This is a genomic window from Thioalkalivibrio sp. ALRh (assembly GCF_000381425.1).
Taxonomy (GTDB): domain Bacteria; phylum Pseudomonadota; class Gammaproteobacteria; order Ectothiorhodospirales; family Ectothiorhodospiraceae; genus Thioalkalivibrio.
Map to the genome: position 1 here is coordinate 194,057 of NZ_KB906520.1, position 23,623 is coordinate 217,679.

A 23,623-nucleotide genomic window follows, 5' to 3' on the forward strand; every position below is an offset into this window, starting at 1 on the left:
CGTGATTTCTGCTCCAAACCTGCTGCGCCTGCTCGCCGTCCTGCTCCTGGCACTTGTGATTGCCGGCTGCGCCGGACGCGAGGACCCGACGCTGGGCTGGTCCGCCAGTCAGCTCTACGGCGAGGCGAAGAACGCCCTGAACGAGGGGAACTACGATCAGGCCGTCGAATACTACGAAATCCTCGAGGCTCGCTACCCGTTCGGCCGCTATGCCCAGCAGGCGCAGATCGAGATCCCGTACGCCTACTACAAGGCGCGCGAGCCGGAGGCCGCCATCGCCGCGGTGGACCGCTTCATCCAGCTCAATCCGCGCCACCCGAACCTGGATTATGCGTACTACCTGCGCGGGCTGATCAACTTCAACCGCCAGCAGGGCTTCCTCGCCAACCTGTTCCCGCGGGATCCGGCGGAGATGGACCCGGAACCCTTCGAGCAGGCCTTCCAGGATTTCGACCGTCTGATCCGCGAGTTCCCCGACAGCCGCTACGCGCAGGATTCCTACCTGCGGATGGTCTATATCCGCAATGCGCTGGCGGCCTACGAACTGCGCGTGGCCGAGTTCTATATGGAGCGCACCGCCTGGGTCGCGGGCGCCGAGCGCGCGCGTCACCTGCTGGCCACCTACCCCGGTGCCGAGGTCCAGCCACAGGCCCTGGGCGTGCTGTGGCGTGCCTATACCGAACTGGGGCTCGAGGACTACGCCGACGCGACGATGATGGTCCTGGAACTGAACTATCCCGACGCCGCCGTAGCCGTGCGCGCGGGCGAACCGATCGAGACCCGCGAGCAGCGCGGCGGCCTGTGGCGCGTGTTCGACCGCTTGCCGTTCTTCACGAACTGACCGGGGAGCATCCGCACTCCCCCGGCTTCACAATCAAACCGTCATTGCGAGGAGCCGAAGGCGACGCGGCAATCGGTTTCCTGAACCCGCAGGCCTGAATCCGGGGATTACCGGAGCCGGCCGATTGTCTCGTCGCTGCGCTCCTCGCAATGACGGGACAAAGCCCGAGGCCGAGGGTTACAGCGCCTCGCTACCCTCTTCGCCGGTACGGATACGCACCACGCGGGCCATGTCGGAGACAAAGATCTTGCCGTCCCCGATCTTGCCAGTGCGCGAGGCCTTCACGATCGCATCGATACAGGCGTCCACGCGGTCGTCATCCACCACCAGCTCCAGCTTTACCTTGGGCAGGAAGTCGACCACGTATTCCGCACCCCGGTAGAGCTCGGTATGGCCCTTCTGCCGGCCAAAGCCCTGGACCTCGGTCGCGGTCATGCCGGCAATGCCCATCTCGGTCAGGGCCTCGCGGACATCCTCCAGCTTGAACGGCTTGATGATCGCCTCGATCTTCTTCATGCGAATCCCTTTGGTTGTGCCCGCCGCGCGGGCGCTCGTCTTGCATCCGAAAGTGTACCAAACCGCCACCGCGGCGCCCGCGCCCCGGCTCAGCCGTTGCGTGGGCCACAGGCGCGTGAGGGCCCTCAGCCCGGGCGGTAGCCGGAGGTGATCGGGTAGCGCCGGTCACGGCCGAAGGCCCGTCGGCTGACGCGCACCCCGGGCGGGGCCTGGCGGCGCTTGTACTCGGCCAGGAAAACCAGCCGCGCGATGCGCTCCACGGTGGCCCGATCAAAGCCATCGGCCACGATCTCCTCCACCGAGCGCTCCTGTTCGACGAAGGCCTCCAGCACCGCATCCAGCACCTCGTAGGGGGGCAGCGAATCGGCATCCTTCTGATCGGGCGCCAGTTCGGCGCTGGGCGGACGCTCGATCACCCGCTCGGGGATCGCCGCGCCACGCGTATTGCGCCAGCGCGCCAGGCGGTACACCCACTGCTTGGAGACATCCTTGAGCGGGGCAAAGCCGCCGTTCATGTCGCCATACAGCGTGGAATAGCCGACGGCCATCTCCGACTTGTTGCCCGTCGCCAGCAGCAGCTTGCCGCTGCGGTTCGACAGTGCCATCAGCAGCACCCCGCGGGCGCGCGACTGCAGGTTCTCCTCGGTCACATCCCCCGCATGGGCGGGCATCGCGTCGAACGCCGGTGACAGGCCCTCGAGGAAGTCCTGCACCATCGGCTCAATCGCGATCTCGTGGTACTCGATACCCAGCAGCCGGGCCTGTGCCTCGGCATCCTCGATACTCATCGACGCGGTGTAGCGATACGGCATCATCACCGCCGTCACGGCGGCCGGACCCAGGGCGTCCACCGCCAGTGCGGCCGTCAGCCCCGAGTCGATGCCGCCGGACAGGCCCAGCAGCACGCCGGGAAACCCATTCTTGGCGACATAGTCGCGGATGCCGATCATCAGGGCCTGGTAGAGGTCGCGGGCATCCGCCTCGTCCGGCTCCGGGCCGGGGTCGGTCAGCGTCGGGCGGATGCCGCAGGCGGACAGGTGCATGGTCTCGGGACGGGGCTGCAGTTCGATCCCGGACGGTCCGCGCCGGCCCTGCACCAGGGCATACCCGGTCGCCCAGGCCGGCAGCACCGCGCGCGCGCCATGCGCGGGGTCGTGCACGAAGGAGCGGCCGTCGAACACCAGCTCGTCCTGACCGCCCACCTGGTTCACGTAGACCACCGGGCAGCCGGTCTCGGCGACCCGCGCGCCCACCACCTGCAGGCGCTCCTCGGCCTTGCCGCGATGATAGGGCGAGGCATTCAGGTTCAGGATCAGTTCGGCGCCGGCCGCCTGTGCGGCAGCGGCTGGCGCCGCCTGCCAGATGTCCTCGCAGACGGTCAGGCCGATCCGCCAGCCCGCCAGCTCAACCACGCAGGCCTGATCGCCCGCGACGAAATAGCGCTGTTCGTCGAATACCGAATAGTTGGGCAGGACCTGCTTGGCATAGCGCGCGATCTCGCGACCGTCGCGCAGCCACAGCGCGGCGTTCACCAGACCCTTCTCGGTGGTAACCGGCGCGCCGAGGATCACGTCGATGCCCGCTACCGAGCGTGTAATCGCGGCCAGGGACTGCTCCACCGCGCGCAGGAAGGCCGGGCGCAGCAGCAGGTCCTCCGGGGGGTAGCCGGTCAGGGCGAGTTCGGGGAAGACCACCGCGCGCGCACCGGCGGCGCGGGCCTGTTCGATCGCGTCCTCGATCAGGTGGCGGTTCGTATCCAGCCCGCCCACGATCGGGTTGATCTGGGCCAGGGCCAGCGGCAGGTCATCGGTGGACGCCATCGCGGCGTATCAGGCGCGATCGAGCGCGGACTGCATGGCCTGGCCGAGTTCGGCCGGGCTCTCGGCCACGCTCGCCCCGGCCGCACGCAGGGCCGCCATCTTCTGTTCGGCCGTGCCCTGGCCGCCGGCGATGATCGCCCCGGCATGGCCCATGCGACGTCCGGGCGGCGCGGTGGCGCCCGCGATGTAGGCCGCCACCGGCTTGTCGAACTCGTTCTCGATATAGCGCGCGGCGCGTTCCTCGGCATCGCCGCCGATCTCGCCGACCAGCAGCACGCCGTCGGTCTCCGGGTCGTCGCGGAACAGGCGCAGGCAGTCGACGAAGTCAAGCCCCTGGATCGGGTCGCCACCGATACCGATACAGGTACTCTGGCCCAGGCCCCGATCCGAGGTCTGCTTGACGGCCTCGTAGGTCAGGGTGCCGGAGCGCGAGATGATGCCGATGCGCCCGCGCTGGTGGATATAGCCGGGCATGATGCCGACCTTGCAGGCATCCGGGGTGATGATGCCGGGGCAGTTCGGGCCGATCAGGCGGGTCGGGCTGCCGGCCAGCACCTGCTTCACGCGGATCATGTCCTGCACCGGGATGCCCTCGGTGATGCACACGGCCAGCTCGATGCCGGCATCCGCCGCCTCGCAGATCGCATCGGCCGCGAACGGGGCCGGGACATAGATCATGCTGACGGTCGCACCCGTCTGCGCCACCGCATCGGCGACGGTATCGAACACCGGACGGTCCAGATGCGTCTGTCCGCCCTTGCCGGGCGTCACGCCCCCGACCAGACGGGTGCCGTAGGCGATCGCCTGCTCGGAGTGGAAGCTGCCCTGCTTGCCGGTAAAGCCCTGGCAGATCACCTTCGTATCGCGGTCGACGAGGATGCTCATGCCACGGCCTCCACCACGGTGCGCGCCGCGCGGTCGAGGTCCGCGGCCGGGATCACGTCCAGGCCGGAGCTGGCCAGGGCCTCGCGGCCCTGCTCGGCATTCGTGCCTTCCAGCCGCACCACCACCGGCACCTGGACCTGCACCTCGCGGATTGCAGCGATGATGCCCTCGGCGATCAGGTCGCAGCGCACGATGCCGCCAAAGATATTCACCAGCACCGCCTTCACCGAGGGGTCCGACAGGATCAGCTTGAACGCGGCCGTGACCCGCTCCACCGTCGTGCCGCCGCCGACATCCAGGAAGTTGGCCGGCTCGCCGCCGTGGTGCTTGATCAGGTCCATCGTGGCCATGGCCAGGCCCGCGCCGTTCACCATGCAGCCGATGGAGCCGTCCAGGCGGATGTAGTTGAGGTCGTGCTCGTGCGCCTGTTCCTCGGCCGGGTCGCGCTGGCGCGCGTCACGTTCGGCCATCAGTGCCTTCTGGCGGTAGGCGGCGGAGTCGTCCACGGTCAGCTTGGCGTCGATGGCCAGCAGCTGGTCGTCAGCGGTCAGCACCAGCGGGTTGATCTCCAGCAGCTGCGCATCCACCTGCTGGAACAGGGCATGGGCATTGGTCACCAGTTGGGCCATCGCCTTGGCCGGCTCGCCCGACAGCCCGAGGGCAAAGGCAACCCGCCGCCCGTGAAACGGCATCACGCCCGTGGCCGGGTGGATCGGCAGGGTGATCACCGCCTCGGGCCGTTCGGCGGCCAGGGTTTCGATGTCCATGCCGCCCTCGGCGGAGACCACCAGCGCCAGGCGCTCGCGGGCCCGGTCCACCAGCAGGGCGAAATAGAACTCGCGGGCGATGTCGGCGGCTGGCTCCAGCAGGAGCTGATCCACCGGCAGGCCCTCGGGGCCGCTCTGCCCGGTGACCAGACGCGAGCCCAGCAGCTTCTCCGCCGCCTCGCGCGCAGCCTCGGCGGAATCCGCCATCACCACGCCACCGGCCTTGCCACGCCCACCGGAATGCACCTGGGCCTTGACCAGCACACGCTCGCCGCCCAGTGCCTGCCAGGCCTCGGGAAGCTCGTCAGCGTGGGTGATCACCTGTCCGTCGGGAACGGGGATGCCGGCGTCGCGAAAGCGCGCCTTGGCCTGAAATTCGTGGAGATTCATGGGTGTGGAGGATAGCGGTGCGCCCATTTCCCTACAACTGCGGGCCCTACAACTGCGGGGGCGAACGCGAGGGGTGGTTTCTCAGGCGGCCTGCACCGGGATGCCGTGGCCGGTGCGCACGATCGCGTTGCGGGCGTCGAGATACACGAGGTTCGGGGTGAATTCCCGGGCCGCGGCGGCCTCCATCTGCGCGTAGGCGCAGATGATCACGCGATGCCCCACCGCCGCCTTGTGTGCGGCGGCGCCATTGACCGAGATGATGCCGGAGCCCGGCTCGCCCTCGATCGCGTAGGTGGTGAAGCGCTCGCCGTTGTCCACGTTGTAGATCTGGATCTGCTCGAACGGCAGGATGCCGGCGGCTTCCAGCAGCCGCGTATCGATGGCGCACGAGCCCTCGTACTCCAGCTCACAATGAGTGACCTGGGCCTTGTGCAGCTTGCCCTTGAGCATGGTGACGTGCATCGGCGATTTTCCCGGCGATAACCTCTGGGGGCGCAAAATTATCCGCGATTGTGCCAGGCGCGGCAAATGCCCCACCCCGAATCGGGCACGGATCAGTTCGTCGGGCGGGTGCGGACGTTGTCGATCAGACGGACTTCCGCCAGCCACGCGGCGGCCAGCACGACCAGGTCCTGATCGGCCAGCGCCACGCCATGCTCCGGCTCGGCCAGGTCCTGCGCGCGGCGGATGGACAGGTATTCGGGGTCGAAGCCGGCCTCGCGGAGACGATCGCAGGCACGCCCCTCGACCTCGGGGATGCGCTCGGCATCGAATACCGTCGCGCCCCGGCAGACCGTGGCCACTTCGTCCAGCACGCGCTTGAGCTCCGGCGCGATCACCCGCGCCTCTTCGGGCAACTGGTCGTTGCGCGAGCTGCAGGCCAGGCCATCCTTCTCGCGTACCGTCGGGATGGCCTCGACCCGTACCGGGATATCCAGCCCCTGCACCATGCGCTCGACCAGCTTGAACTGCTGGTAGTCCTTCTCGCCGAACAGCGCGATATCCGGCCGCACGAGATTGAACAGCTTGGTCACCACCGTGGCCACGCCATCGAAGTGCCCCGGGCGAAAAGCCCCCTCCAGCATCTCCGACAGTCCCGGGACGACCACCCGCACTGGAGGCATGCCGTCGTCCGGGTACATATCCTCCTCCGACGGGCAGAACACCGCGTCCACACCCGCCTCGGTCAGCAGGCGCGAGTCCTCCTCCAGGGTGCGCGGATAGCGCTCCAGGTCCTCGGGGCGGTCGAACTGCATCGGATTCACGAAAATCGAAACCACCACGCGCTGCGAACGCGCCCGGGCATGCCGGATCAGCGTCATATGCCCCTCGTGCAGGTGCCCCATCGTGGGGATCAGGGCAATGGTTCCGCGGCCCTTGCGGGCCCATTCTCGATGCATGGCCACCAACTGGGGCCGGTCACGCAGGATTCTCATGGGCCAGGGGTCTCTTGGGCCGGGGTCCTCATGGACGGAAAAAAGAAAGAACTAACGGTACGTGTGCACGCCGGATTCAGGGAACGTGCGCGCACGCACCGCCTCGCAATAGGCGCGAACTGCGCCCTCCAGCGAGCCACCGTCGCCCAGAAAGTCGCGGGCGAAACGCGGCGGCTCGGGCGTCAGACCAATCACGTCCTGGATCACCAGGACCTGGCCATCGCAGCGCGGGCTGGCGCCGATCCCGATCACCGGGATATCGGTCGCGCGCACGATCGCGTTCGCCAGCTCCTCCGGTACGCTTTCCAGGAGCAGGCCCTGGGCACCCGCCGCTTCCAGGCGTGCGGCCAGCGATTCCATCTCGGCGGCGGCGTGCGGGTCACGACCCTGTACACGATAGCCACCCATGCGATGCACCGCCTGCGGCGTCAGGCCCAGATGGGCACAAACGGGAATCCCGGCGGCCACCAGGCGCTCGACGATCGGCAGCTCGGCCAGACCGCACTCGACCTTGACCATGTGCGCACCGGCACGCAGCAAGGCCCCGGACTGCTGCAACGCGGTCGGTGCATCGGCGTCGCCAAGAAACGGCAAGTCCGCCATGATCATTGCGTTATGGGTCACACGAGCAACATTTGCGACGTGATAACACATGTCGTCAATTGTCACCGGCAGCGTGGTCGGGTGCCCCTGCACCACCATGCCGAGCGAATCCCCGACCAGGATGACGTCCACGCCACAGCGATCCAGTAGCGCGGCAAAGGACGCATCATACGCCGTCAGACAGGTAATCGGTTCGCCGGCCTGCTTGCGCCTGGCCAGCGTATTGACCGTGATCGGCCGCATCAGTCTGCCTCCCGGGCGGGATCGGTCTGCCGCACGTCAGAGCGTGATCGGCAGCGGATTGAAATAGTGTCGGCCACCCTGGATCGGCTCCAGGAACTGCACCAGCTGTTCGAAATCGGCCGGATTGTTCACCCAGTCGATCTCGGTGGCGTTCACGATCACCAGTGCCGCCCCTTCGAAATGATAGAAGAATTCCGCATAGGCGGCGTTCAGGCGTTCCAGGTAATGCGCCTCGATGTGACGTTCGTACGGTCGCGCACGCTGGCGAATGCGGTCCAGCAGCACTTCCACGGGCGCCTGCAGGTAGATCACCAGATCAGGTCGTGGCAGACCCGCGCGCAGATGCCGAAACATCTCGCGGTAGATCTCCAGCTCGTCAGGGTGCAGGTTGAGCTCGGCGAACAGCGGGTCCTTGTCCATCACGTAGTCGGCCACGTGGCGCTGCTCGAACAGGCCCTTCTGGCTGACCGGCGTCAGCTGCCGCACACGCTGCACCAGAAAATGCAGCTGCGTGGCCAGGGCGTGTTTGTCCGGCTCCTGGTAGAAGCGCTCGAGGAACGGGTTCTCGTCCGGTGCTTCAAAAATTCCCTCAGCCCGCAGGTGTTCCGACAGCAGACGCGCGAGGCTGGACTTGCCCACCCCGATCGGTCCTTCCACCGCAACAAAATCGAAGTTGCTCAGACTCACCGCTGCCCTCCAGCACGGGCAACGTTCGGGTCCTCCAGCGCGACCAGCGAGGCGCCATCGAAGCGGCGGGCGAGCCGCTCGATCAGGCCCTCACCCGGAATCTTCAGACCCGGTGCCAGCTCGGCCAGCGGCAGGACCACGAAGTCGCGCTCGGCCAGGCCCGGATGGGGTACATGCAGCCCGGGCAGGTCCAGCACCTGATCCCCGTACAGCAAGATGTCCAGGTCGAGCAGGCGCGGCCCCCAGCGGGTGCCATCGCGCTCGCGGCCACAGTCGGCCTCGATCGCTTGCAGCGCATGCAGCAGCTCCAGGGGTTCGAGCCGGGTGTGCAGCCGGGCCACGGCATTCACGTAGTCCGGCTGGTCCTGCGGGCCCATCGGCGGGTTTCGGTACAGCCGCGACTGCCCCGTCAGCAGCGTCTGCGGCACGTCACCGGCCAGGCGCCGAAAGGCCTCGCGCACCTGATCCTCGGGGTCGCCAAGATTGGCGCCGATGCCCACGAACACCTGCAAACCAGCGTCGGTCATGCCGCATCCCCGCCGTCATTCGAGCTGCCGGCTTCGCCATCGCCCGTGCGTCGACGTTTTCGGCGACGCCCGCCACGGCGGGCACGGCCCTTACCCTTGCCGCCGCCCCCAGCCATCTTCTTCTGCTCGCCCTCGTCCTTCTCCTGGAACTCGGTCCACCAGCGACACAGTTCCGGGTCGGCATCGCCCGCGCGGGCGCGCAGGCAGAGAAAATCGTATCCCGCTCGGAAACGCGGATGCGTCAGCAGGCGCAGCGCGCGGCCACCCCGCGCCCGTTCCAGCCGCGCCTGCAGCTCCCAGATCTCACGCACGATCAGGCTGAAGCGCTTGGGGATCGACACCGTCTTCACCTGGCGATCCAGCACCTCGGCCATCGCCTGCTGCCAGGCCGGGATCTCCTGCTCGCCGTCCTCGATGCGCCGGGTCGCCGCCACCTGCACCGGGGCCCACAGGATCGCGGCATAAAGAAACGCCGGGTTGACCCCAAGCTCTTCGTTGATGCGCTTGTCAGTATTGAGCAACGACTCGACCAGGAACTGCCGCCGCTCGGCGCCCACATCCGGATCGGCGAAGCACTCGGCCGCCTCCGGGAACATCGGCGCGAACAGACCAAAGCGCTCCAGTTCATCCAGGCAGGTGACCGCCGCACCACTGTGGAACAGCTTGATCACCTCGTCGAACAGCCGCGCCGGGGCCACCGTCTGCATCAGGCCCGCGAGCTCGTGTATCCCGGCCTCGACCTCGGGCGCGACGCGCAGCCCCAGCTTCGCGGAGAAACGCACCGCGCGCAGCATGCGCACTGGGTCCTCGCGCAGCCGCGTCTCGACATCGTCTCCGATCAGGCGCAACACGCCCTCGCGCAGGTCCTCGACCCCGCCGGTGTAGTCGAGCACCGAGAAATCGTCGATGTCGTAGTACAGCGCGTTCACGCTGAAGTCCCGCCGCACCGCGTCCTGCTCGATCGTGCCGTAGCGGTTGTCGCGCAGGATGCGCCCCTCGTCGCTCAGCGCCACCTGCCCGTCGCCGCCCTCGTCCTCGTCGTGCGGCGCTCGGAAGGTGGCGACCTCGATCACCTCGCGGCCGAACAAGACATGAGCCAGGCGGAAACGGCGCCCGATCAGGCGGCAGTTACGGAACAGCCCGCGCACCTGGTCCGGCGTGGCATCGGTCGCGATGTCGAAGTCCTTCGGCTCGCGCCCCAGCAGCAGGTCGCGCACGCCCCCGCCCACCAGACAGGCGCGGTAGCCCGCATCACGCAGGCGATAGAGCACCTTCAGGGCGTTATCGTCGATCGCGGCACGCGAGATGCCGTGCTCCTCGCGTGAATACACGCGCGGTTCGGGGATCGCGGCGGACGGGGTTGCAGGATCGGCCTGAGTCACTCGGTTCGGGTTCCGTGAACGAAAGCGCAATATGGTAACAGCAAGCCGGTTCGGGAAAGGACCGGACGGACAAACATCATGTCCCGGCTCCTCGTCCCGCCCCCGACAACTGCAGGCGCAGCGGCGCGGTTTCGCCGGTCAGGCGGTAGCGCAGATAGTCATCGAGGATACGCCGATGGTCAAAGACCAGGGGCTGGCTCTGATCGTCGGGGTCCAGCCAGGCACAGTCCGCGGCGTCATCGGCCGCATGGGCCTCGCCCGCACCGCGCGCCACGAATACGGCGCTGACGGTGTGCCCGCGCGGATCCCGCGCAGGATCGGAATAGACGCCCAGCAAGGCCTCCAGCGTGACCTCCAGACCGGTTTCCTCCAGGGCCTCGCGCACGGCGGCCAGCTCAACCGACTCGCCGACATCCACGAAGCCCCCGGGGAGGGCCCAGCCATGGGGCGGGTTGCGTCGCTCGATCACCAGGACACGGCCAGGGTGAGCGGGGTGATGGATCACCACATCCGCGGCCAGCAAGGGGGTTTGTGGTGGGCCACTCATTCGTCTTGTCCGTCCTGGCGGATGAAACGCCGGATCTGGCGGCGCTGGCGCTTGTCCGGGCGGCGAATAGGCGCGCTGTCGGCCACCGCCCGCTCCGAGCGCCGGCGCTCGGACTCGGCCTCGCGCCGGGCCGTGCTCTCGGGCGTCTCGGCATACAGCTCGCGCGCCTCGGTCGCGGGCCGACGCTGATCATTCAACGCCCGCACGTCGATGTCCCAGGTCTGCTGGCCACGATGAATCGTCAGGCGATCACCCGGGTGCACCCGGCGCGCCGGCTTGCAGCGCTCGCCATTCACATGGACCTTGCCACCACTGACGGCCTCGGTGGCCAGCGCGCGGGTCTTGAAGAAGCGCGCGGCCCACAGCCACTTGTCGATGCGCAGCCCGCCGGCGGGCGCGGCGCGCGCCTCAGCCCTGGCCAAGGAACCCTCGCACTGGAGACACTGGACTTTCCCGCCGGATCGCGGGCATGGACAATGCGCGCCTTTCCACCATCAGAGGATGGGGCCCCGCATGGGGCTTCGATACGTCATGAAACTCCCGCATCTGCACCTGATCAGCTTTGACCTTTGTCCTTTCGTTCAGCGTAGCGTGATCACGCTGAAATACAAGCAGGCGCCGTTCGAAGTGACCTATATCGATCTCGCGGACCCGCCCGACTGGTTTCGCGAACAATCTCCGCTCGGCAAGGTGCCGATCCTGAAGGTTGATCACGACACCGTGCTGTTCGAATCGGCGGTGATTAACGAATATATCGATGCGATCACCCCGCCCTCACTGATGCCGGACACGCCGCTGCAGCAGGCCCGCACGCGCGCCTGGATCGAATACCTGGGCGAGCAGACCATGACGCAGTACCGCTGGATGACGGCGGCGGACGAAGAGGCCTTCGAGATGGAACGCCATGCGGCCTCGCGCGGGCTGGAGCGACTGGAACGGGAGCTGGCAGCCGATCCGCTGCTCACGGGGCATGCCTTCACCCTGATCGATGCCACCCTCGCGCCGATCCTGCTGCGCTACGGCCTGATCGACGACATCGATAATCCCTGGGAGCCAGAGGCGTTTCCGCGCCTGGCCGCGCGCTGGGAAATGCTGCGCGACATGGACGCGGTCTCTACCTCGGTCCCCGGTGACTTTGCGGCGCGGTTGGCCGCCTACCTGCGCGCACAGAAAGGCTTCGCCCCGGCGCACATCGCCTCGCGCCTGGCCGACACGGCCTGAGGCCAGGCCTCCGGGCGCCCGGGCCCTGACGGGTTGGACGTGGCAGCAGCACACGTCTTTGTGGCTGGGCCTGGTTCGTCCTCTGGAGTTTACGGTGGCTTCGGTCCGCCGCCTGCCTGCGCTGTTTCGGCAGCGCGCCCCGAGGTACTTTCTTGCTTGCCCAAGAAAGTACCCAAAGAAGGGCACCCGGATTCCGCCCGGGAACCTTGCTCCAGGACCCTCGGGCCGGCGGCGCTGAAACTCGCTGCGCTACGCTTCGCTCAGACAGTCAGCGCCTCTCTTCCGGCCCGAGGACCCCTCCGCAAGGGGCTTCATACGGGGGATGAAGGTCAAGACAACGGCCGCTCTGACGTTCGTGCCAATGGATGGAGACAAGGTGTTCCGACATCCTGGGCACGCGCGGCCTGCAGCCCTGGCGTGCAGCGCCCGCCAGCGGGCGCCAGACCCCATCGTAGGATGTGATGAGCGCAGCGAATCGCATCAGGGGTTGCCCCGGCGTTGGGATGGTGCGTTTCGCTGCGCTCAACGCACCCTACAGCTCGGGATTTAGACAGGTGCAGAAACACCGTCGGTTTTGACCTTCCCTCCCGATATGAGCCCCTTGTGGAGGGCGTGACAGGCCGGAAGAGAGGCGCTGACTGTCTGAGCGCAGCGAGTTTCAGCGCTGCCGGCCTGGCGCGGCCGGAGCAAGGTCCCCGGGCGAATCCCGGGCGTGTTTCTTGGATACTTCTTTGCACAAGCAAAGAAGTATCTCGCGGCGCGCTGGCGAAACAGCGCATGGCAGGCGGCCGGACGAAGGCACCGTAAACTCCAGAGGACGAACCAAGCCCAGCCTGAAAAGCGGCTGGACTGAAAAGCCGCGCGAGGGCGCGTCAGACGGGGCGGTGGGGGCAGGCGCTGTCGTTGCAGTCGCCGTACAGGACCAGGGCGTGGTCCTTGATGGAGAAGCCGTGCTGGCGCGCGACCTCGCGCTGGCGGGTCTCGATGGTCTCGTCGAAGAATTCTTCGACACGGCCGCACTGGTTGCAGACGATGTGATCGTGGTGCCCGCCGCGCTCCAGCTCGAACACGGCCTGGTTGCCCTCCAGGTGGAGCCGGCAGACCAGCCCCGCGGCCTCGAACTGCGTCAGCACGCGGTAGACCGTGGCCAGCCCGATCTCCTCGCCCGAGTCGAGCAGCTCGCGGTAAATGGCCTCGGCCGTCAGGTGGCGCGTTTCCGAGTTCTCGAGGATCTCGAGGATCTTCATCCGTGGCAGCGTGACCTTGAGCCCCGCTTTCTTGAGATCGCTTGTTTCCATCCTTCGATTCCCGTCACCCGATTGCTTGAGAGCATCCGGACGCTTTGGTGTACCATGCGCGTTCAACGGCCCATCCGACTTCTGGGGACCCGCCGGCTCGATGATCAAGATTCTCATTTCTATTGCCGTGGCTGCAAGCCTGCTCACCGCCTGCAGTGGCTTCAATCAGTTCCGCCTCGATGTACAGCAGGGCAACGTCATCGACGCGACACAGGTCGCCCAGATCCAGCCCGGCATGACCCCGCAGCAGGTCCGCTTTCTGATGGGTACGCCGCAGATCGACGGCGCGTTCAAGCGCGAAGACCGCTGGGACTACGTCTACTATCGCCGTCCCGGGATCGGGCCGACGGAGCAGCGCCGCGTAACGGTGTTCTTCGAGAATGGCGTAGTCAGTTACGTCGACTCCGACGTGCCGCAGCCGATCGCGCTGGACCAGTACCCGGTCGAGCTCGACGACAACTGATCGCAACCGGCCGGCTCAATCGCCGGCCGAATCCTTGCCGCCCCCGGCGCCGTCCTCCGGCTTCTCGCCCGCGGGCTTTGCGGACGCCTGATCGCCGGCCTTCTGCGCGTCCCCCTTGCCGGGCTTCTTCCGGTTCTTGCCGGCCCGCTGACGACGCACTTCTTTCGGGTCGGCGATCAACGGGCGGTAGATCTCGATGCGATCCTTCGGGCGCAACACCGTGTCACGCCGGGTGAGCTTTCCGAAGATCCCCACTTTGGCGTTTTCCAGATCGATCTCCGGGAACTGGGCGTCGATCTCCGACTGGCGCAGGGCTGCGTCCACGGTCGTGCCCTCGGGCACGACCAACGGCAGGATCACCTGGCGGTCGGGGCGTGCATAGGCGACCTCGATACGGATTGTGCCGTGCCCCGCCTCGGGGCTAACGGCATCCTGATCATCGGGCACCGTAGACCTCGCGCGCGCGCCGCACAAAGGCGTCGACAAAAGAGTTGGCGAGCTGGTGGAAGATCGGCCCGATCGCGAACGACATCAGCCGGCTGGCAAACTCGAATTCCAGCTCCAGCGCGATACGCGTCTGGCCATTGTCCAGCTCGGTAAAGCTCCAGGTGCCGTGCAGGCGACGAAACGGCCCGTCCGCCAGGCGGATGTCGATGCGCTCGGGGCGCTGCACGCGATTGCGCGTGGTGAACGACTTGTGCAGGGCGCCCTTGGCCATCTCGATGGTCCCTTCCACCTCATCCTCTCCGCACATGCGCGCACGCGAGCTGCGGCAACCCGGCAGAAATTCCGAGTAGGAATCCACGTCATTAACGAGGTCGAACATCTGCTCGCGGGAGTACGGGACCTCCGCCGAGCGCCGGACTGTCGAGGACATCAAATAAGCTCCACCGCGCGCAGGAACACAAACAGGATGGCAATCGGGGCCACGAAGCGCACCAGGAAATACCAGATCTGGTACAGACCCCCGAGTTTCATGCGCAGCTCGGACTGGACCGAGCGCTCGGTCATGCGCCAGCCTACGAATACCGCGATCAGAAACCCGCCCAGCGGGAGCAGGATGTTAGCAGTCACATAGTCCAGCAGGTCCAGGATCCCCATGTTGAACAGGGTGTAATCCGACCAGACGTTCAGCGACAGCAGCGCGCCAATTCCCATCAGCCAGGCGGCGATAGCAATGCTGGCGCTCGCGGCCACGCGCGTCATGCCGACATTCTCCACCAGATAGGCGACGGCCGGCTCGATGATGGAGATGGACGACGTCCAGGCCGCGAACACCAGCAGCACAAAGAACATCGTCCCGAAGTAGAGCCCGCCCGGCATCTCCGCGAACGACAGCGGCAGCGTGACGAAGATCAGGCCCGGCCCCTGCTCCGGCGAAAGGCCCGCGCCCAGCACGATCGGGAAGATCGCCAGCCCGGCCATGATCGCCACCAGGGTGTCGGCGCCCACCACGGCCGCCGAAGTCCTCGCGATCGAGGCGTCGCTCTGCAGGTAGCTGCCGTAGATCATGATCGCGCCCATGCCGAGGCTCAGCGTGAAGAACGCCTGCCCCATCGCCAGCAGCACCGCGTTGGCCGTCAGCGCCGAGAAATCCGGGTACAGCAGGAACTCCAGCCCCGCGATAAAGTTCCCTTCCACCATCGCGTAGCCGACCATCACCACCAGCATTACGAACAGCAGCGGCATCAGGATGGTCACGGCCTTCTCCAGACCGGACTGCACGCCGCGCGCGACCACCATCGCGGTCATCACCATGAAGATCGTATGCCAGGCCAGCAGGGCCTCGGGATTGGATAGCAGGCCGTCGAACATGGCCTCCGAGCCATCCGCATCCAGGCCCAAGAAGCCGCCCGTGCCGGACTTGAACACATAGGACAGCGACCAACCGGCCACTACGCTGTAGAACGACAGGATCAGGAACCCGGCGAGCACACCGATCCACCCGATCATGCCCCAGCCACGGCTCAGGCCCTCTTCGCGCGCCAGCGTCACCATCGTATTGATCGGGCTCTGGCGGCCGCGCCGCCCCAGCAGGATCTCCGCCATCATCACCGGCAGGCCGATCAGCAGGATGCAGCCGAGGTAAACCAGCACGAAGGCCCCGCCACCGTTATCGCCGGCGATATAGGGAAAACGCCAGATGTTGCCAAGCCCGACAGCCGACCCGGTGGCCGCGAGGATAAAGGCCAGGCGGGTCGTCCACTGACCGTGGATGGAAGTCGTGGCAGGCATCAGCGGCTCCTTGTTGGTGGTACCCGTTCCATCGTTCAGCGCAGCCAGATCGAGTTGCGGTCAACGGCGCAGGCGGCACAAGCGGGGCTTCGAGTCGCCCGGAATTGTGGGGCAGGCTTCCCACGGGCTCAACTGTACGCGGCAAGCGCCGACCCGCAACGCGTCCGCGATCCTGTACGTTCGTGCGTGTTTCCTCGGCTTTCGCCCCGCGCGTGCAGTACACTGCGCGGGCCATGGGAAAGCCAAAGAAGAAAAAGGACGCCGGTTCCAACACCATCGCGCTGAACCGCAAGGCGCGCCACGATTTCTTTATCGAGGACCGCCTGGAGGCGGGGCTGGAGTTGCAGGGCTGGGAGGTCAAGTCCATGCGGGCCGGGCGCGCCCAGCTCAGCGAGGCGTACGTGCTGCTACGCAAGGGCGAGGCGTTCCTGTTCGGGGCCCACATCACCCCGCTGCCCACCGCCTCCACCCATATCAACCCGGACCCGAGCCGCACGCGCAAGCTGCTGCTGCACCGCTCGGAGATCAACCGCCTGATCGGCGCGGTGGAGCGCAAGGGCTATACCCTGGTCCCCATGGCCCTGTACTGGAAACATGGCCGCGCCAAGCTGGAGATCGGCCTGGCCAAGGGCAAGAAGGATTTCGACAAGCGCGCAGCCAAGAAGGACAAGGACTGGCAACGCGAGCGAGCGCGCATCCTCAAGAGCGGCTGAAGGAGAAACCGGGGTTCGACCTTACTCGGTCGGATGAGTCCGGCCCTTCCACCACCAGCGCCGGGTCAGCCAGCTCAGCTTCGTCACCGCCAGCACACCCGCTGTCAGTGCCTTCACGGGCCGCAGCAGGCGCAGTCCGCGCAGCTGATCGACTGCAAATCCCAGCAGGAACGCCCTGGGGATCATCTCCGGTGAACCCAGACGCTGCAGCGCGCGCCACCAGCCGGTGGCACGCACATCGTCGCGCAGTTCGTCGACCTCACCCTGCAGCCGCAGGCGCAGTTCGCGAGAACGGCCCCGCAGGCCCAGCCAGGTGCCAGCCATGAGCTACTCGGTATCCCGGCTTTCGGGCCGTGCGACCAGATTCCGTACCAAGGCACGCGTCTCCGGGTAGGTCATGCCGTGCAGCAGCCGGCCAATGCCGCGCGCAACCAGCCACGCCAGCACGCCGGTCAGCGCCGCCACGATCACCAGCGACAACGCCGGCGACACCCCCGCATAGGCCTGCAGCAGCATCACCACGGCCGCGACCAGCGCCAGCCACACCGTGACCAGCAGCAGCCCCAGCACCACCGCAAACACGATAACCCCCACCGCATTGCGCACCAGTTGTCGGGTCTCGGTCCCCAGCAACTCGCGCGAATCACCCAGGATTCGGCCGAGGTCCTGCATCACGTCCCCGGGGTCGGCGGTATCGGAGTCCGGTCGCTCGCGCGCCGGCCCGTCGTCCTGCGCGGCCATGGCCTACTTGCGGCGGGTCAAGGCCGAGAACAGGGTCCCCGCCACAAAGGCCAGGCCGATCGCGGTCAGCGGGTTGTCGCGTACGTAGTTGCCAACCACGCGCAAGACGTCCTCGGAACTCTGACGCGCCTTCTCCGCCCGCTCGCGAACCTCTTCATCCGCATGCGAAAGGCCCTCGCGGATGCGTTCCTCGGCCGTACCGGCATGCTCCGCCACGCGGTCCACGGCCTCGTGGGCCTGGGCCGCCACACGTTCAGTGGTGGAGGCATCATGCTCCGCTTCGTCCTGTTTCTTCGCACTGCTGCTTTTCGTCGTTGCCATTACACGCACTCCCTATCGCGGGCCTGGATCATCTTCCGACCCATCCCCCGCGGAATTGGTTGCAGGGTCATCGAAACCACTCAACCCCGTCAGGATTTCCGGGTCTTCCTCGGCCACTTCCGAGGTATCCACCAGGGCCGTACTCCACTTGACCCTGAAGTGTTTCCAGAGGCTGGCCACAAACGCCGACAACGGCACAGCCAGGATCATGCCGATGATGCCACCCAGCGCCGTCCCCCAGAAGAAAATCGAGATCACGACAATCGCCGGATGCAGTCCGGAGCGATCCGCCATGATCTTCGGCGTGAGCAGCCAGCTCTCGATCAGCTGCACCAGGGCAAACACCACGAGCACCAGCGCAACCAGGGTCAATCCGCCACCCTCAGGCTGGAGATAGGCCACCGGAAGAGCCAGCGTCAAGCCGACGATCGTCCCCAGATAGGGCACGATATTGAGAAACCCCAGCATCAACCCGAACAGGATCGCCGCCTGCAGGCCGATCAGCGAGAACCCGGCGGCCAGCAGAACCCCCATGATCAGGGCGATCACCACCTGCCCCTGGAAGAACGCCGTCACATAGCCGACAAACAGGCGGCCCAGGAACATCAGCTCGCGCTGGGTCTGGGGCCGAAAGACCGACAAGACCTCGCGCCCGCCCTCCTTCAGGCGTTCGCCGGACAGCAGCGCAAAGAACAGATACAAGGGCACAAAGGCCAGCCCGACGACTACCGTCACGTAGTGCATCAGCTGCGAGCCCACACCCTCCAGGTTCGGCATGATGCTCTGGAGATCCAGGTCCTCCAGCATCGAGGCCACGCGCTCGGTGGCGTCAGGGAAATTGCGCGAGAATGACTCGTAGGCATTCTCCGCCAGCTCCGGGGCACCCTTGATGAACTCCTGAACCTGATGGCTCGCCGTGGGCACCACCAGTACGGCGACAACCACCAGCGCAATCAACACCACACCGAACAGCGAACTCACCGCCCCCATCCGCGAGAATCCCGCAATCCGCTGCAGCCAGCGCACCACCGGGTAGAGGATCAGGCTCAGCACCCCGGCCACCGACAGCGGCAAGAGCAGCGCGTAGAAAAACGACACCACCTGCCCCAGCAACCAGACCAGCAGGGCCACCAGCCCGGTCAGCACCATGAAGGCGGCGAGCACGGCGACATAGCGGAACAAGGTCCGCTCGAAGGCGCTGAATTCGATATTCGATTGCGGCTGGTTTTCCACAGAGGGCTCGCATGAGGGGGTCGTTCGACCGTAACCACCCGGCCTTGATCTGCCACGGTGCGCACCATCGTTTCAGGCACTGCATCACAAAAATATGGCGCTCGACCCAGGCCCGAGTACGCGCGGCCCCTCCCGAGGAACGCTGATTCAATCAGCTAGAACAAATCCGCCCACTCCGTCAGAGCAAACCAGATCACGTATCCCCCGTAGAGAATCAGAAAGATGACGCTAAGGATCGTGATCGGGCGAAAGCCCTTCACCCGCACTTCGTAGGAAACATCCTCGCCGCGCGCCCGCCGCCGCCGCACCTCCAGCCAGCGCGATACCCGCCACCAGACAAACAGCAGGATCAGGACAACGGTCAGGAACTTCAGCATCGCGGTTCGTTTCCTCGCACTCGGCCCGGGTAGGCTCTGAACGCGACACTACCCGAGAACGCCACCCGCCGCATCGTCATCCCGCCGCCGCACCCCAGTTCGCCATCCCGGCCGCAGCCGCGTCCCACTGCGTCAATCCGGCCGCGTCACCTCACCTCGTCATCCCGGCCGCAGCGCAGCGAAGAGCCGGGATCTCCGCAGCCATGCACCACCCCGACGCCCGAGATCCCGGCTAACCGCTCCGCGGTTTCCGGGATGACGACACAGAGGGTGACGCACAGCGTCCTGTGTTGCTCAAGCTCCTGTGGGAACCTGCTTGCAGGCGAAGCCCCCGCCAGACCCGACTCTTCCTAGCCGCGCCGCTTCGTATGCCGCGTGGCCGGCGCATTCCATGGATCCTCCGGCCAGGGGTGTTTCGGATAACGCCCCTTCAGCTCGCGGCGCACCTCCGGATATCCATTCTCCCAGAAGCTGGCGAGATCCTGGGTGACCTGCACCGGTCGCCGTGCCGGCGACAGCAGGTGCAGCACCAGCGCCACGCGGCCGCCCGCCACCCGGGGCGTCTCGCCCAGGCCGAACAGCTCCTGCAGCTTAACCGCCAGCACCGGCGGGTCCTGCGTGTAATCAATGCGGTGAGCGGAACCGGAGGGGACTTCGATCCGCGCCGGCGCCTCCCGCTCCAGTTGCTGCTGGTGGCCCCAGTCCAGCCGTGCGCGCAGGATCGCCGCCAGATCCAGCCGCTCCAGATCCCGGCGCCGTGTAATCCCTGCCAGATACGGCCCCAGCCAGTCCTCGAGGGTCATCAGCAGCGCGTCGTCGCGCAGATCCGGAAAACCGGCCCCCGGCATGGTTTCGTGCAACAGCTGGATGCGCGCACGGAACTGGGTCGCGGCGTCATCCCAGGGCATCAGTGCAAGGCCCTCGCGGCGCAGCCGCTCGCACCAACGCGGGACGGTGGCGGCGGGGTCGTCCAGCGCGACCATCTGCCGCTCCACCACCAGCGTGCCGATCCGTCGAATCCGCGCGTTCTCCAGCCGCGCGCCGTCCTCCACCCAGTCGCAGCGCGTCTCGCGGTGGAAGAGTTCCGGCGCCTCCTGCTCCAGTGCGGCCAGATCCAGCGCCACCGCACAGCGGATGCGGGCCTCGCGGTCGGCATCCGTGCAGTCCACCGCCACCAGATAGTCGGCATGCGCCAGACGCTCGCGTTCCGGCAGCCACGCGCCGCGACCGTTCCCCATCACGAAGCGACCGGCCGCCTCGCCGCGGCGGCGCGCGATGCGCTCCGGCCAGGCCAGCGCCGCCAGCACGCCCAGCGCCGCGCCTTCGTCCAGTACCGCATCCATAACGGCGGGGCGGTCCCCGGCTCGCGCCAGCGCCTGCTCCAGACGCCGCAGCCCGGATTGCCAGGCCCGGCCACCGGAGCGCCGCGCGCGCTCCAGGCGCGCACCCAGCTCCAGCGGAGCCCCCGGCCCGGCCACACCCGGTTCCTCCACGGCTACCGCCAGTTCGCAGGCCAGGCGTGCCAGCCCCCGCTCGCGGCCCCGCAACAGCATGTGCGCCAGCCGCGGGTGGGTCGGCAGGCGTAGCAGGGCCCGCCCATGCCCGGTCATCCGACCGGTGGCATCCACCGCACCCAGTTCCGCTAGCACCGCCTGCGCGGAGGCCAGGCCCTGCGCGGGCGGCGGCTCAAGCCAGTCCAGTTCGGCCACCGCCTCGCCCCAGCCGGCCAGTTCCAGGGCCAGCGGCAGCAGGTCCACCTGCTGCATCCCCGGCGTCGCGTAGTCCGGGCGCGCGACCTCGTCGGCCCGCGCCCACAGGCGGATCGCGACGCCGGGCTCGGTGCGTCCGGCACGCCCGGCGCGCTGCTCGGCGGCGGCCTTCGAGGCCGGGAGCGTCACCAGGCGCGAGAGCCCGGTCGCCGCATCGAAGCGCGGCTCGCGGGACAGCCCCGCGTCGATCACCACGCGCACGCCCTCGATGGTCAGGCTGGTCTCGGCGATGTCGGTCGCCAGCACCACCTTGCGCTCGCCCGCGGGCGCCGGGCCCACGGCCCGGGCCTGCTCCTGCGCCGACAGCCGCCCGAACAGCGGCGCGATCTGCGCGGGGCCGGAGGCCGTGTCCACCCCCTCACCCAGGCGCGCGGCCACTTCGCGGATCTCGCGCTCGCCGGGCAGGAAGACCAGGATCGAGCCCGTCTCCGCCGCCAGCGCGTCCCGCACCGCCTGCGCCACGCCGTCGGCCAGCGGCGCATCCTTGGCCGTTGGGGCATAACGGACCTCGACCGGGAACTGCCGCCCGCGCGCTCGCAGCACCGGAACGGCATCTGCCTTCGGGCCGGCCAGCAACCTGGCCACGGCCTCGTCGTCGAGGGTCGCCGACATCACCACGATGCGCAGCTCCGGGCGCAGCAGCCGGCGCACCTGCAGCGCAAAGGCCAGTGCCAGCTCGGCCTCCGGACGGCGCAGATGGAATTCGTCGAAGACCACGGTGCCGACCCCTTCCAGCAGCGGGTCACCCTGGATGCGCCGCAGGAACAGCCCATCGGTGACCAGCTCCACCCGGGTGCGCTCCGAGACCTTCTGCTCGTCGCGTACGCGATAGCCGACCGTCTTCCCGGGCGCTTCACCGAGCTGCCCGGCCATGTAGGTCGCCGCCATGCGCGCGGCCAGCCGGCGTGGCTGCAGCACGATCACACGGTCCTCGGGGCTGGAGGCGGCCAGATGCAGCGGGACGCGGGTGGTCTTGCCGGCACCGGGTTCGGCCACCAGCACGGCGGCGCCGTGCGACGCCAGCGCGGCATCCAGGGGGTTCAGGAGATCTTCCAGCGTCCGGGCCTGCGGCGCCTCATTCAACTCTTTCGCCATCTACAGCGGTCAGTTCTCGACCACGCGCGTGCCAGCCTGCACGCGGTCCCCCGGGCGGGTGACCACACGCTCGCCCGCCTCCAGGCCCTCGAGGATCTGCGTGGCGAAACCCGAGCGACGCCCCACCTCGACCCGGCGCGGCTCGGCACGGCCGTCCTCGACCACGAACACCGACCACTCGCCGCGGTCGCGGAACAGCGCGCTGGTCGGAACCTGCAGCACCTCATCCCCTTCCCACAGCAAGAACTCGGCCTCCACGCGGTAGCCCACCGCCAGCCCGGCCATGCGGGCCTCCACCGCGTCGAGGTCGAGGATCACCGGCACGCGCTGCTCGTCCACGCCCAGCGCGGAGATCCTGGTAAAGCCGAAAGGCTGCACCCGGCGTACGGTGCCCTCCAGTTCGGCATCGCGGCCCCAGTCGGTCAGGCGCACGCGCATGCCCGGCACCACGCGCACCGCGTCCATGGACAGCAGATCCACCTGGACCTCGAGGTCGTCGAGATCGCCCACGACCAGCACCGGCTCGCCGGCCCCGATCGTGCCCTCGCAGCAGCGATACCGCTCCAGGATCACGCCTGCGGCGGGCGAACGAACCGTCAGGGCATCGGCCTCGGACTCCGGCATCTGTCCACTGGCAATATCCAGCACCACCCGCGCGCTCTCGACCTCGCTGCGCGCGACCTCCACCGCGGATTCGCCGGCGCGAACCGCCGAGCGCGCCCGATCGCGTGCGGTCTCCATACGCTCCACCTCGGTGGCGGAAACCGCACCCCGGTCGAACAGCTCTTGATAACGGCGATATTCCGATTCCGCGAAGCGGGCCTCCGACTGCAGGTTCTCCAGATTCGCCTCGGCGCTTCGCAGCCGCGACCGAGCAGCGGCGAGATTCTCGCGCGCCTGCTCACGCGAACGTGCATCCAGCGCCGGGGTCGGCAAAGGCTCCATGCGGAAGAGCGCGTCGCCGAGCTCGACGGCATCGCCCTCCTCGAGCCGGACGCGATGCAGGAAGCCGGCGATCGGCGCCGACACCGTAAAGGTGTCGCGCAGCCGCGTGCGCCCTTCCTCGCGCACGGTCTCTTCGAACGGGCCGGCCTCGACCGTGGTCAGCGATACCGGCACCGGCTGCGGGCGCAGCGCCCATACCAGCGCGGCCACCCCTGCCAGCACGATGAGCCCAACCGTGATTCGCTTTTTCATCGCCATAGGATCAGTCTCGCAAATCCCGCCACCCGGCGCTTCCCCCTCATCGCCCGGCACGCCGGGGCGTATGTCTGCAAGTTGCCACCCTCGGTTATCACCTGAACGGTGGTTGGCAACCAGCCGCTGTGAGGCTGGGCCTTGTTCAGCATCTGGTGTTTACGGTGCTTTCGTCCGACCGCCTGCCTGCGCTGTCTCGCCAGCGCGCCGCGAGGTACTTTCTTGCTTGCCCAAGAAAGTACCCAAAGAAGGGCACCCGGATTCCGCCCGGGGACCTTGCTCCAGGGCCCTCGGGCCGGCGGCGCTGAAACTCGCT

General features: G+C 67.5%; 27 protein-coding genes. 4 read left to right on the plus strand and 23 right to left on the minus strand.

The window, feature by feature from the left end; genetic code table 11:
- Position 1 precedes the first annotated feature (1 nt).
- Complete coding sequence (locus tag F791_RS0108750; RefSeq protein ID WP_018138613.1) at positions 2-841, plus strand: outer membrane protein assembly factor BamD; 840 nt, start codon at positions 2-4, stop codon at positions 839-841.
- A gap of 177 nt (positions 842-1,018) precedes the next feature.
- Here F791_RS0108750 and F791_RS0108755 read toward each other — a convergent pair whose 3' ends face one another.
- The 12 genes from F791_RS0108755 to F791_RS0108810 form a co-directional block, all read right to left on the minus strand.
- Positions 1,019-1,357, minus strand: coding sequence for a P-II family nitrogen regulator (locus F791_RS0108755; protein WP_012983402.1), 339 nt, complete (start codon positions 1,355-1,357; stop codon positions 1,019-1,021).
- Between the two features lie 125 nt (positions 1,358-1,482).
- Complete coding sequence (locus tag F791_RS0108760; protein WP_019592467.1) at positions 1,483-3,177, minus strand: NAD+ synthase; 1,695 nt, start codon at positions 3,175-3,177, stop codon at positions 1,483-1,485.
- Positions 3,178-3,186: 9 nt separating this feature from the next.
- Positions 3,187-4,062 (minus strand): succinate--CoA ligase subunit alpha, encoded by an 876-nt coding sequence (gene sucD, locus F791_RS0108765; protein ID WP_018138611.1) that lies wholly within the window; start codon positions 4,060-4,062, stop codon positions 3,187-3,189.
- Positions 4,059-5,219, minus strand: a complete 1,161-nt coding sequence (gene sucC, locus F791_RS0108770; protein ID WP_018138610.1) for an ADP-forming succinate--CoA ligase subunit beta — start codon at positions 5,217-5,219, stop codon at positions 4,059-4,061. Before sucC ends, sucD begins: the two co-directional genes overlap by 4 nt.
- A gap of 81 nt (positions 5,220-5,300) precedes the next feature.
- Positions 5,301-5,681 carry an aspartate 1-decarboxylase gene (gene panD / locus F791_RS0108775; RefSeq protein WP_012983407.1) on the minus strand — a complete coding sequence of 127 codons (381 nt, stop codon included), beginning with the start codon at positions 5,679-5,681 and terminating at the stop codon, positions 5,301-5,303.
- A gap of 92 nt (positions 5,682-5,773) precedes the next feature.
- Positions 5,774-6,655: a pantoate--beta-alanine ligase gene (panC, locus tag F791_RS0108780; protein ID WP_018175399.1), complete on the minus strand. Its 882-nt coding sequence runs from the start codon at positions 6,653-6,655 to the stop codon at positions 5,774-5,776.
- A gap of 51 nt (positions 6,656-6,706) precedes the next feature.
- Complete coding sequence (panB, locus tag F791_RS0108785) at positions 6,707-7,501, minus strand: 3-methyl-2-oxobutanoate hydroxymethyltransferase (RefSeq protein WP_012983409.1); 795 nt, start codon at positions 7,499-7,501, stop codon at positions 6,707-6,709.
- Positions 7,502-7,537: 36 nt separating this feature from the next.
- Complete coding sequence (locus F791_RS0108790; protein ID WP_012983410.1) at positions 7,538-8,188, minus strand: deoxynucleoside kinase; 651 nt, start codon at positions 8,186-8,188, stop codon at positions 7,538-7,540.
- Positions 8,185-8,715 (minus strand): 2-amino-4-hydroxy-6-hydroxymethyldihydropteridine diphosphokinase, encoded by a 531-nt coding sequence (gene folK, locus F791_RS0108795; RefSeq protein ID WP_012983411.1) that lies wholly within the window; start codon positions 8,713-8,715, stop codon positions 8,185-8,187. Before folK ends, F791_RS0108790 begins: the two co-directional genes overlap by 4 nt.
- Positions 8,712-10,097, minus strand: a complete 1,386-nt coding sequence (pcnB, locus tag F791_RS0108800; protein WP_018138607.1) for a polynucleotide adenylyltransferase PcnB — start codon at positions 10,095-10,097, stop codon at positions 8,712-8,714. The genes folK and pcnB overlap by 4 nt, the downstream gene beginning before the upstream one ends.
- Positions 10,098-10,173: 76 nt before the next feature.
- A complete protein-coding gene (locus F791_RS0108805) occupies positions 10,174-10,620 on the minus strand; it encodes an NUDIX hydrolase (protein WP_018138606.1) in 447 nt (148 codons plus the stop codon).
- Between the two features lie 20 nt (positions 10,621-10,640).
- Positions 10,641-11,066 (minus strand): RNA-binding S4 domain-containing protein, encoded by a 426-nt coding sequence (locus F791_RS0108810; protein WP_018138605.1) that lies wholly within the window; start codon positions 11,064-11,066, stop codon positions 10,641-10,643.
- A 109-nt stretch (positions 11,067-11,175) separates the two neighbouring features.
- Between F791_RS0108810 and F791_RS0108815 the strand changes: the two genes are divergently transcribed.
- The gene (locus F791_RS0108815; protein ID WP_018994108.1) at positions 11,176-11,865 is read left to right on the plus strand and encodes a glutathione S-transferase family protein; all 690 of its coding nucleotides are present in this window, start codon (positions 11,176-11,178) and stop codon (positions 11,863-11,865) included.
- An 872-nt stretch (positions 11,866-12,737) separates the two neighbouring features.
- On the opposite strand, the gene fur is transcribed toward F791_RS0108815, so the two are convergent.
- Entirely contained in the window at positions 12,738-13,163 is a 426-nt protein-coding gene (gene fur, locus F791_RS0108820) for a ferric iron uptake transcriptional regulator (RefSeq protein WP_018138067.1), read from the minus strand.
- A 100-nt stretch (positions 13,164-13,263) separates the two neighbouring features.
- On the opposite strand from fur, the gene F791_RS0108825 reads away from it, so the two are divergent.
- Complete coding sequence (locus F791_RS0108825; RefSeq protein WP_018138066.1) at positions 13,264-13,626, plus strand: outer membrane protein assembly factor BamE; 363 nt, start codon at positions 13,264-13,266, stop codon at positions 13,624-13,626.
- A gap of 15 nt (positions 13,627-13,641) precedes the next feature.
- On the opposite strand, the gene F791_RS0108830 is transcribed toward F791_RS0108825, so the two are convergent.
- Genes F791_RS0108830 through F791_RS0108840 form a run of 3 tightly spaced genes read right to left on the minus strand, consistent with a single transcriptional unit; the run spans position 13,642 to position 15,861 of the window.
- Complete coding sequence (locus F791_RS0108830; RefSeq protein WP_018138065.1) at positions 13,642-14,073, minus strand: RnfH family protein; 432 nt, start codon at positions 14,071-14,073, stop codon at positions 13,642-13,644.
- Positions 14,063-14,503: a type II toxin-antitoxin system RatA family toxin gene (locus tag F791_RS0108835; RefSeq protein WP_018994109.1), complete on the minus strand. Its 441-nt coding sequence runs from the start codon at positions 14,501-14,503 to the stop codon at positions 14,063-14,065. Before F791_RS0108835 ends, F791_RS0108830 begins: the two co-directional genes overlap by 11 nt.
- Positions 14,503-15,861, minus strand: a complete 1,359-nt coding sequence (locus F791_RS0108840; protein ID WP_018138064.1) for a sodium-dependent transporter — start codon at positions 15,859-15,861, stop codon at positions 14,503-14,505. Before F791_RS0108840 ends, F791_RS0108835 begins: the two co-directional genes overlap by 1 nt.
- Before the next feature lie 233 nt (positions 15,862-16,094).
- On the opposite strand from F791_RS0108840, the gene smpB reads away from it, so the two are divergent.
- The gene (gene smpB, locus F791_RS0108845; RefSeq protein ID WP_018138063.1) at positions 16,095-16,574 is read left to right on the plus strand and encodes an SsrA-binding protein SmpB; all 480 of its coding nucleotides are present in this window, start codon (positions 16,095-16,097) and stop codon (positions 16,572-16,574) included.
- 21 nt (positions 16,575-16,595) lie between these two features.
- Here the strand turns inward: smpB and F791_RS0108850 are convergent, their stop codons facing one another.
- From F791_RS0108850 to F791_RS0108880, 7 genes are all read right to left on the minus strand, one after another.
- A complete protein-coding gene (locus tag F791_RS0108850) occupies positions 16,596-16,898 on the minus strand; it encodes a hypothetical protein (protein ID WP_018138062.1) in 303 nt (100 codons plus the stop codon).
- 3 nt (positions 16,899-16,901) lie between these two features.
- Complete coding sequence (locus tag F791_RS0108855) at positions 16,902-17,315, minus strand: phage holin family protein (RefSeq protein WP_018175393.1); 414 nt, start codon at positions 17,313-17,315, stop codon at positions 16,902-16,904.
- 3 nt (positions 17,316-17,318) lie between these two features.
- Positions 17,319-17,636, minus strand: a complete 318-nt coding sequence (locus F791_RS0108860) for a YqjD family protein (protein WP_018138060.1) — start codon at positions 17,634-17,636, stop codon at positions 17,319-17,321.
- A 12-nt stretch (positions 17,637-17,648) separates the two neighbouring features.
- Complete coding sequence (locus F791_RS0108865; protein ID WP_018138059.1) at positions 17,649-18,869, minus strand: AI-2E family transporter; 1,221 nt, start codon at positions 18,867-18,869, stop codon at positions 17,649-17,651.
- Positions 18,870-19,024: 155 nt separating this feature from the next.
- Entirely contained in the window at positions 19,025-19,246 is a 222-nt protein-coding gene (locus tag F791_RS0108870) for a hypothetical protein (protein WP_017925782.1), read from the minus strand.
- A 350-nt stretch (positions 19,247-19,596) separates the two neighbouring features.
- Positions 19,597-22,110, minus strand: a complete 2,514-nt coding sequence (gene hrpB, locus F791_RS0108875; RefSeq protein ID WP_019592468.1) for an ATP-dependent helicase HrpB — start codon at positions 22,108-22,110, stop codon at positions 19,597-19,599.
- A gap of 9 nt (positions 22,111-22,119) precedes the next feature.
- Complete coding sequence (locus tag F791_RS0108880) at positions 22,120-23,313, minus strand: efflux RND transporter periplasmic adaptor subunit (protein ID WP_018175390.1); 1,194 nt, start codon at positions 23,311-23,313, stop codon at positions 22,120-22,122.
- Positions 23,314-23,623: the final 310 nt, after the last annotated feature.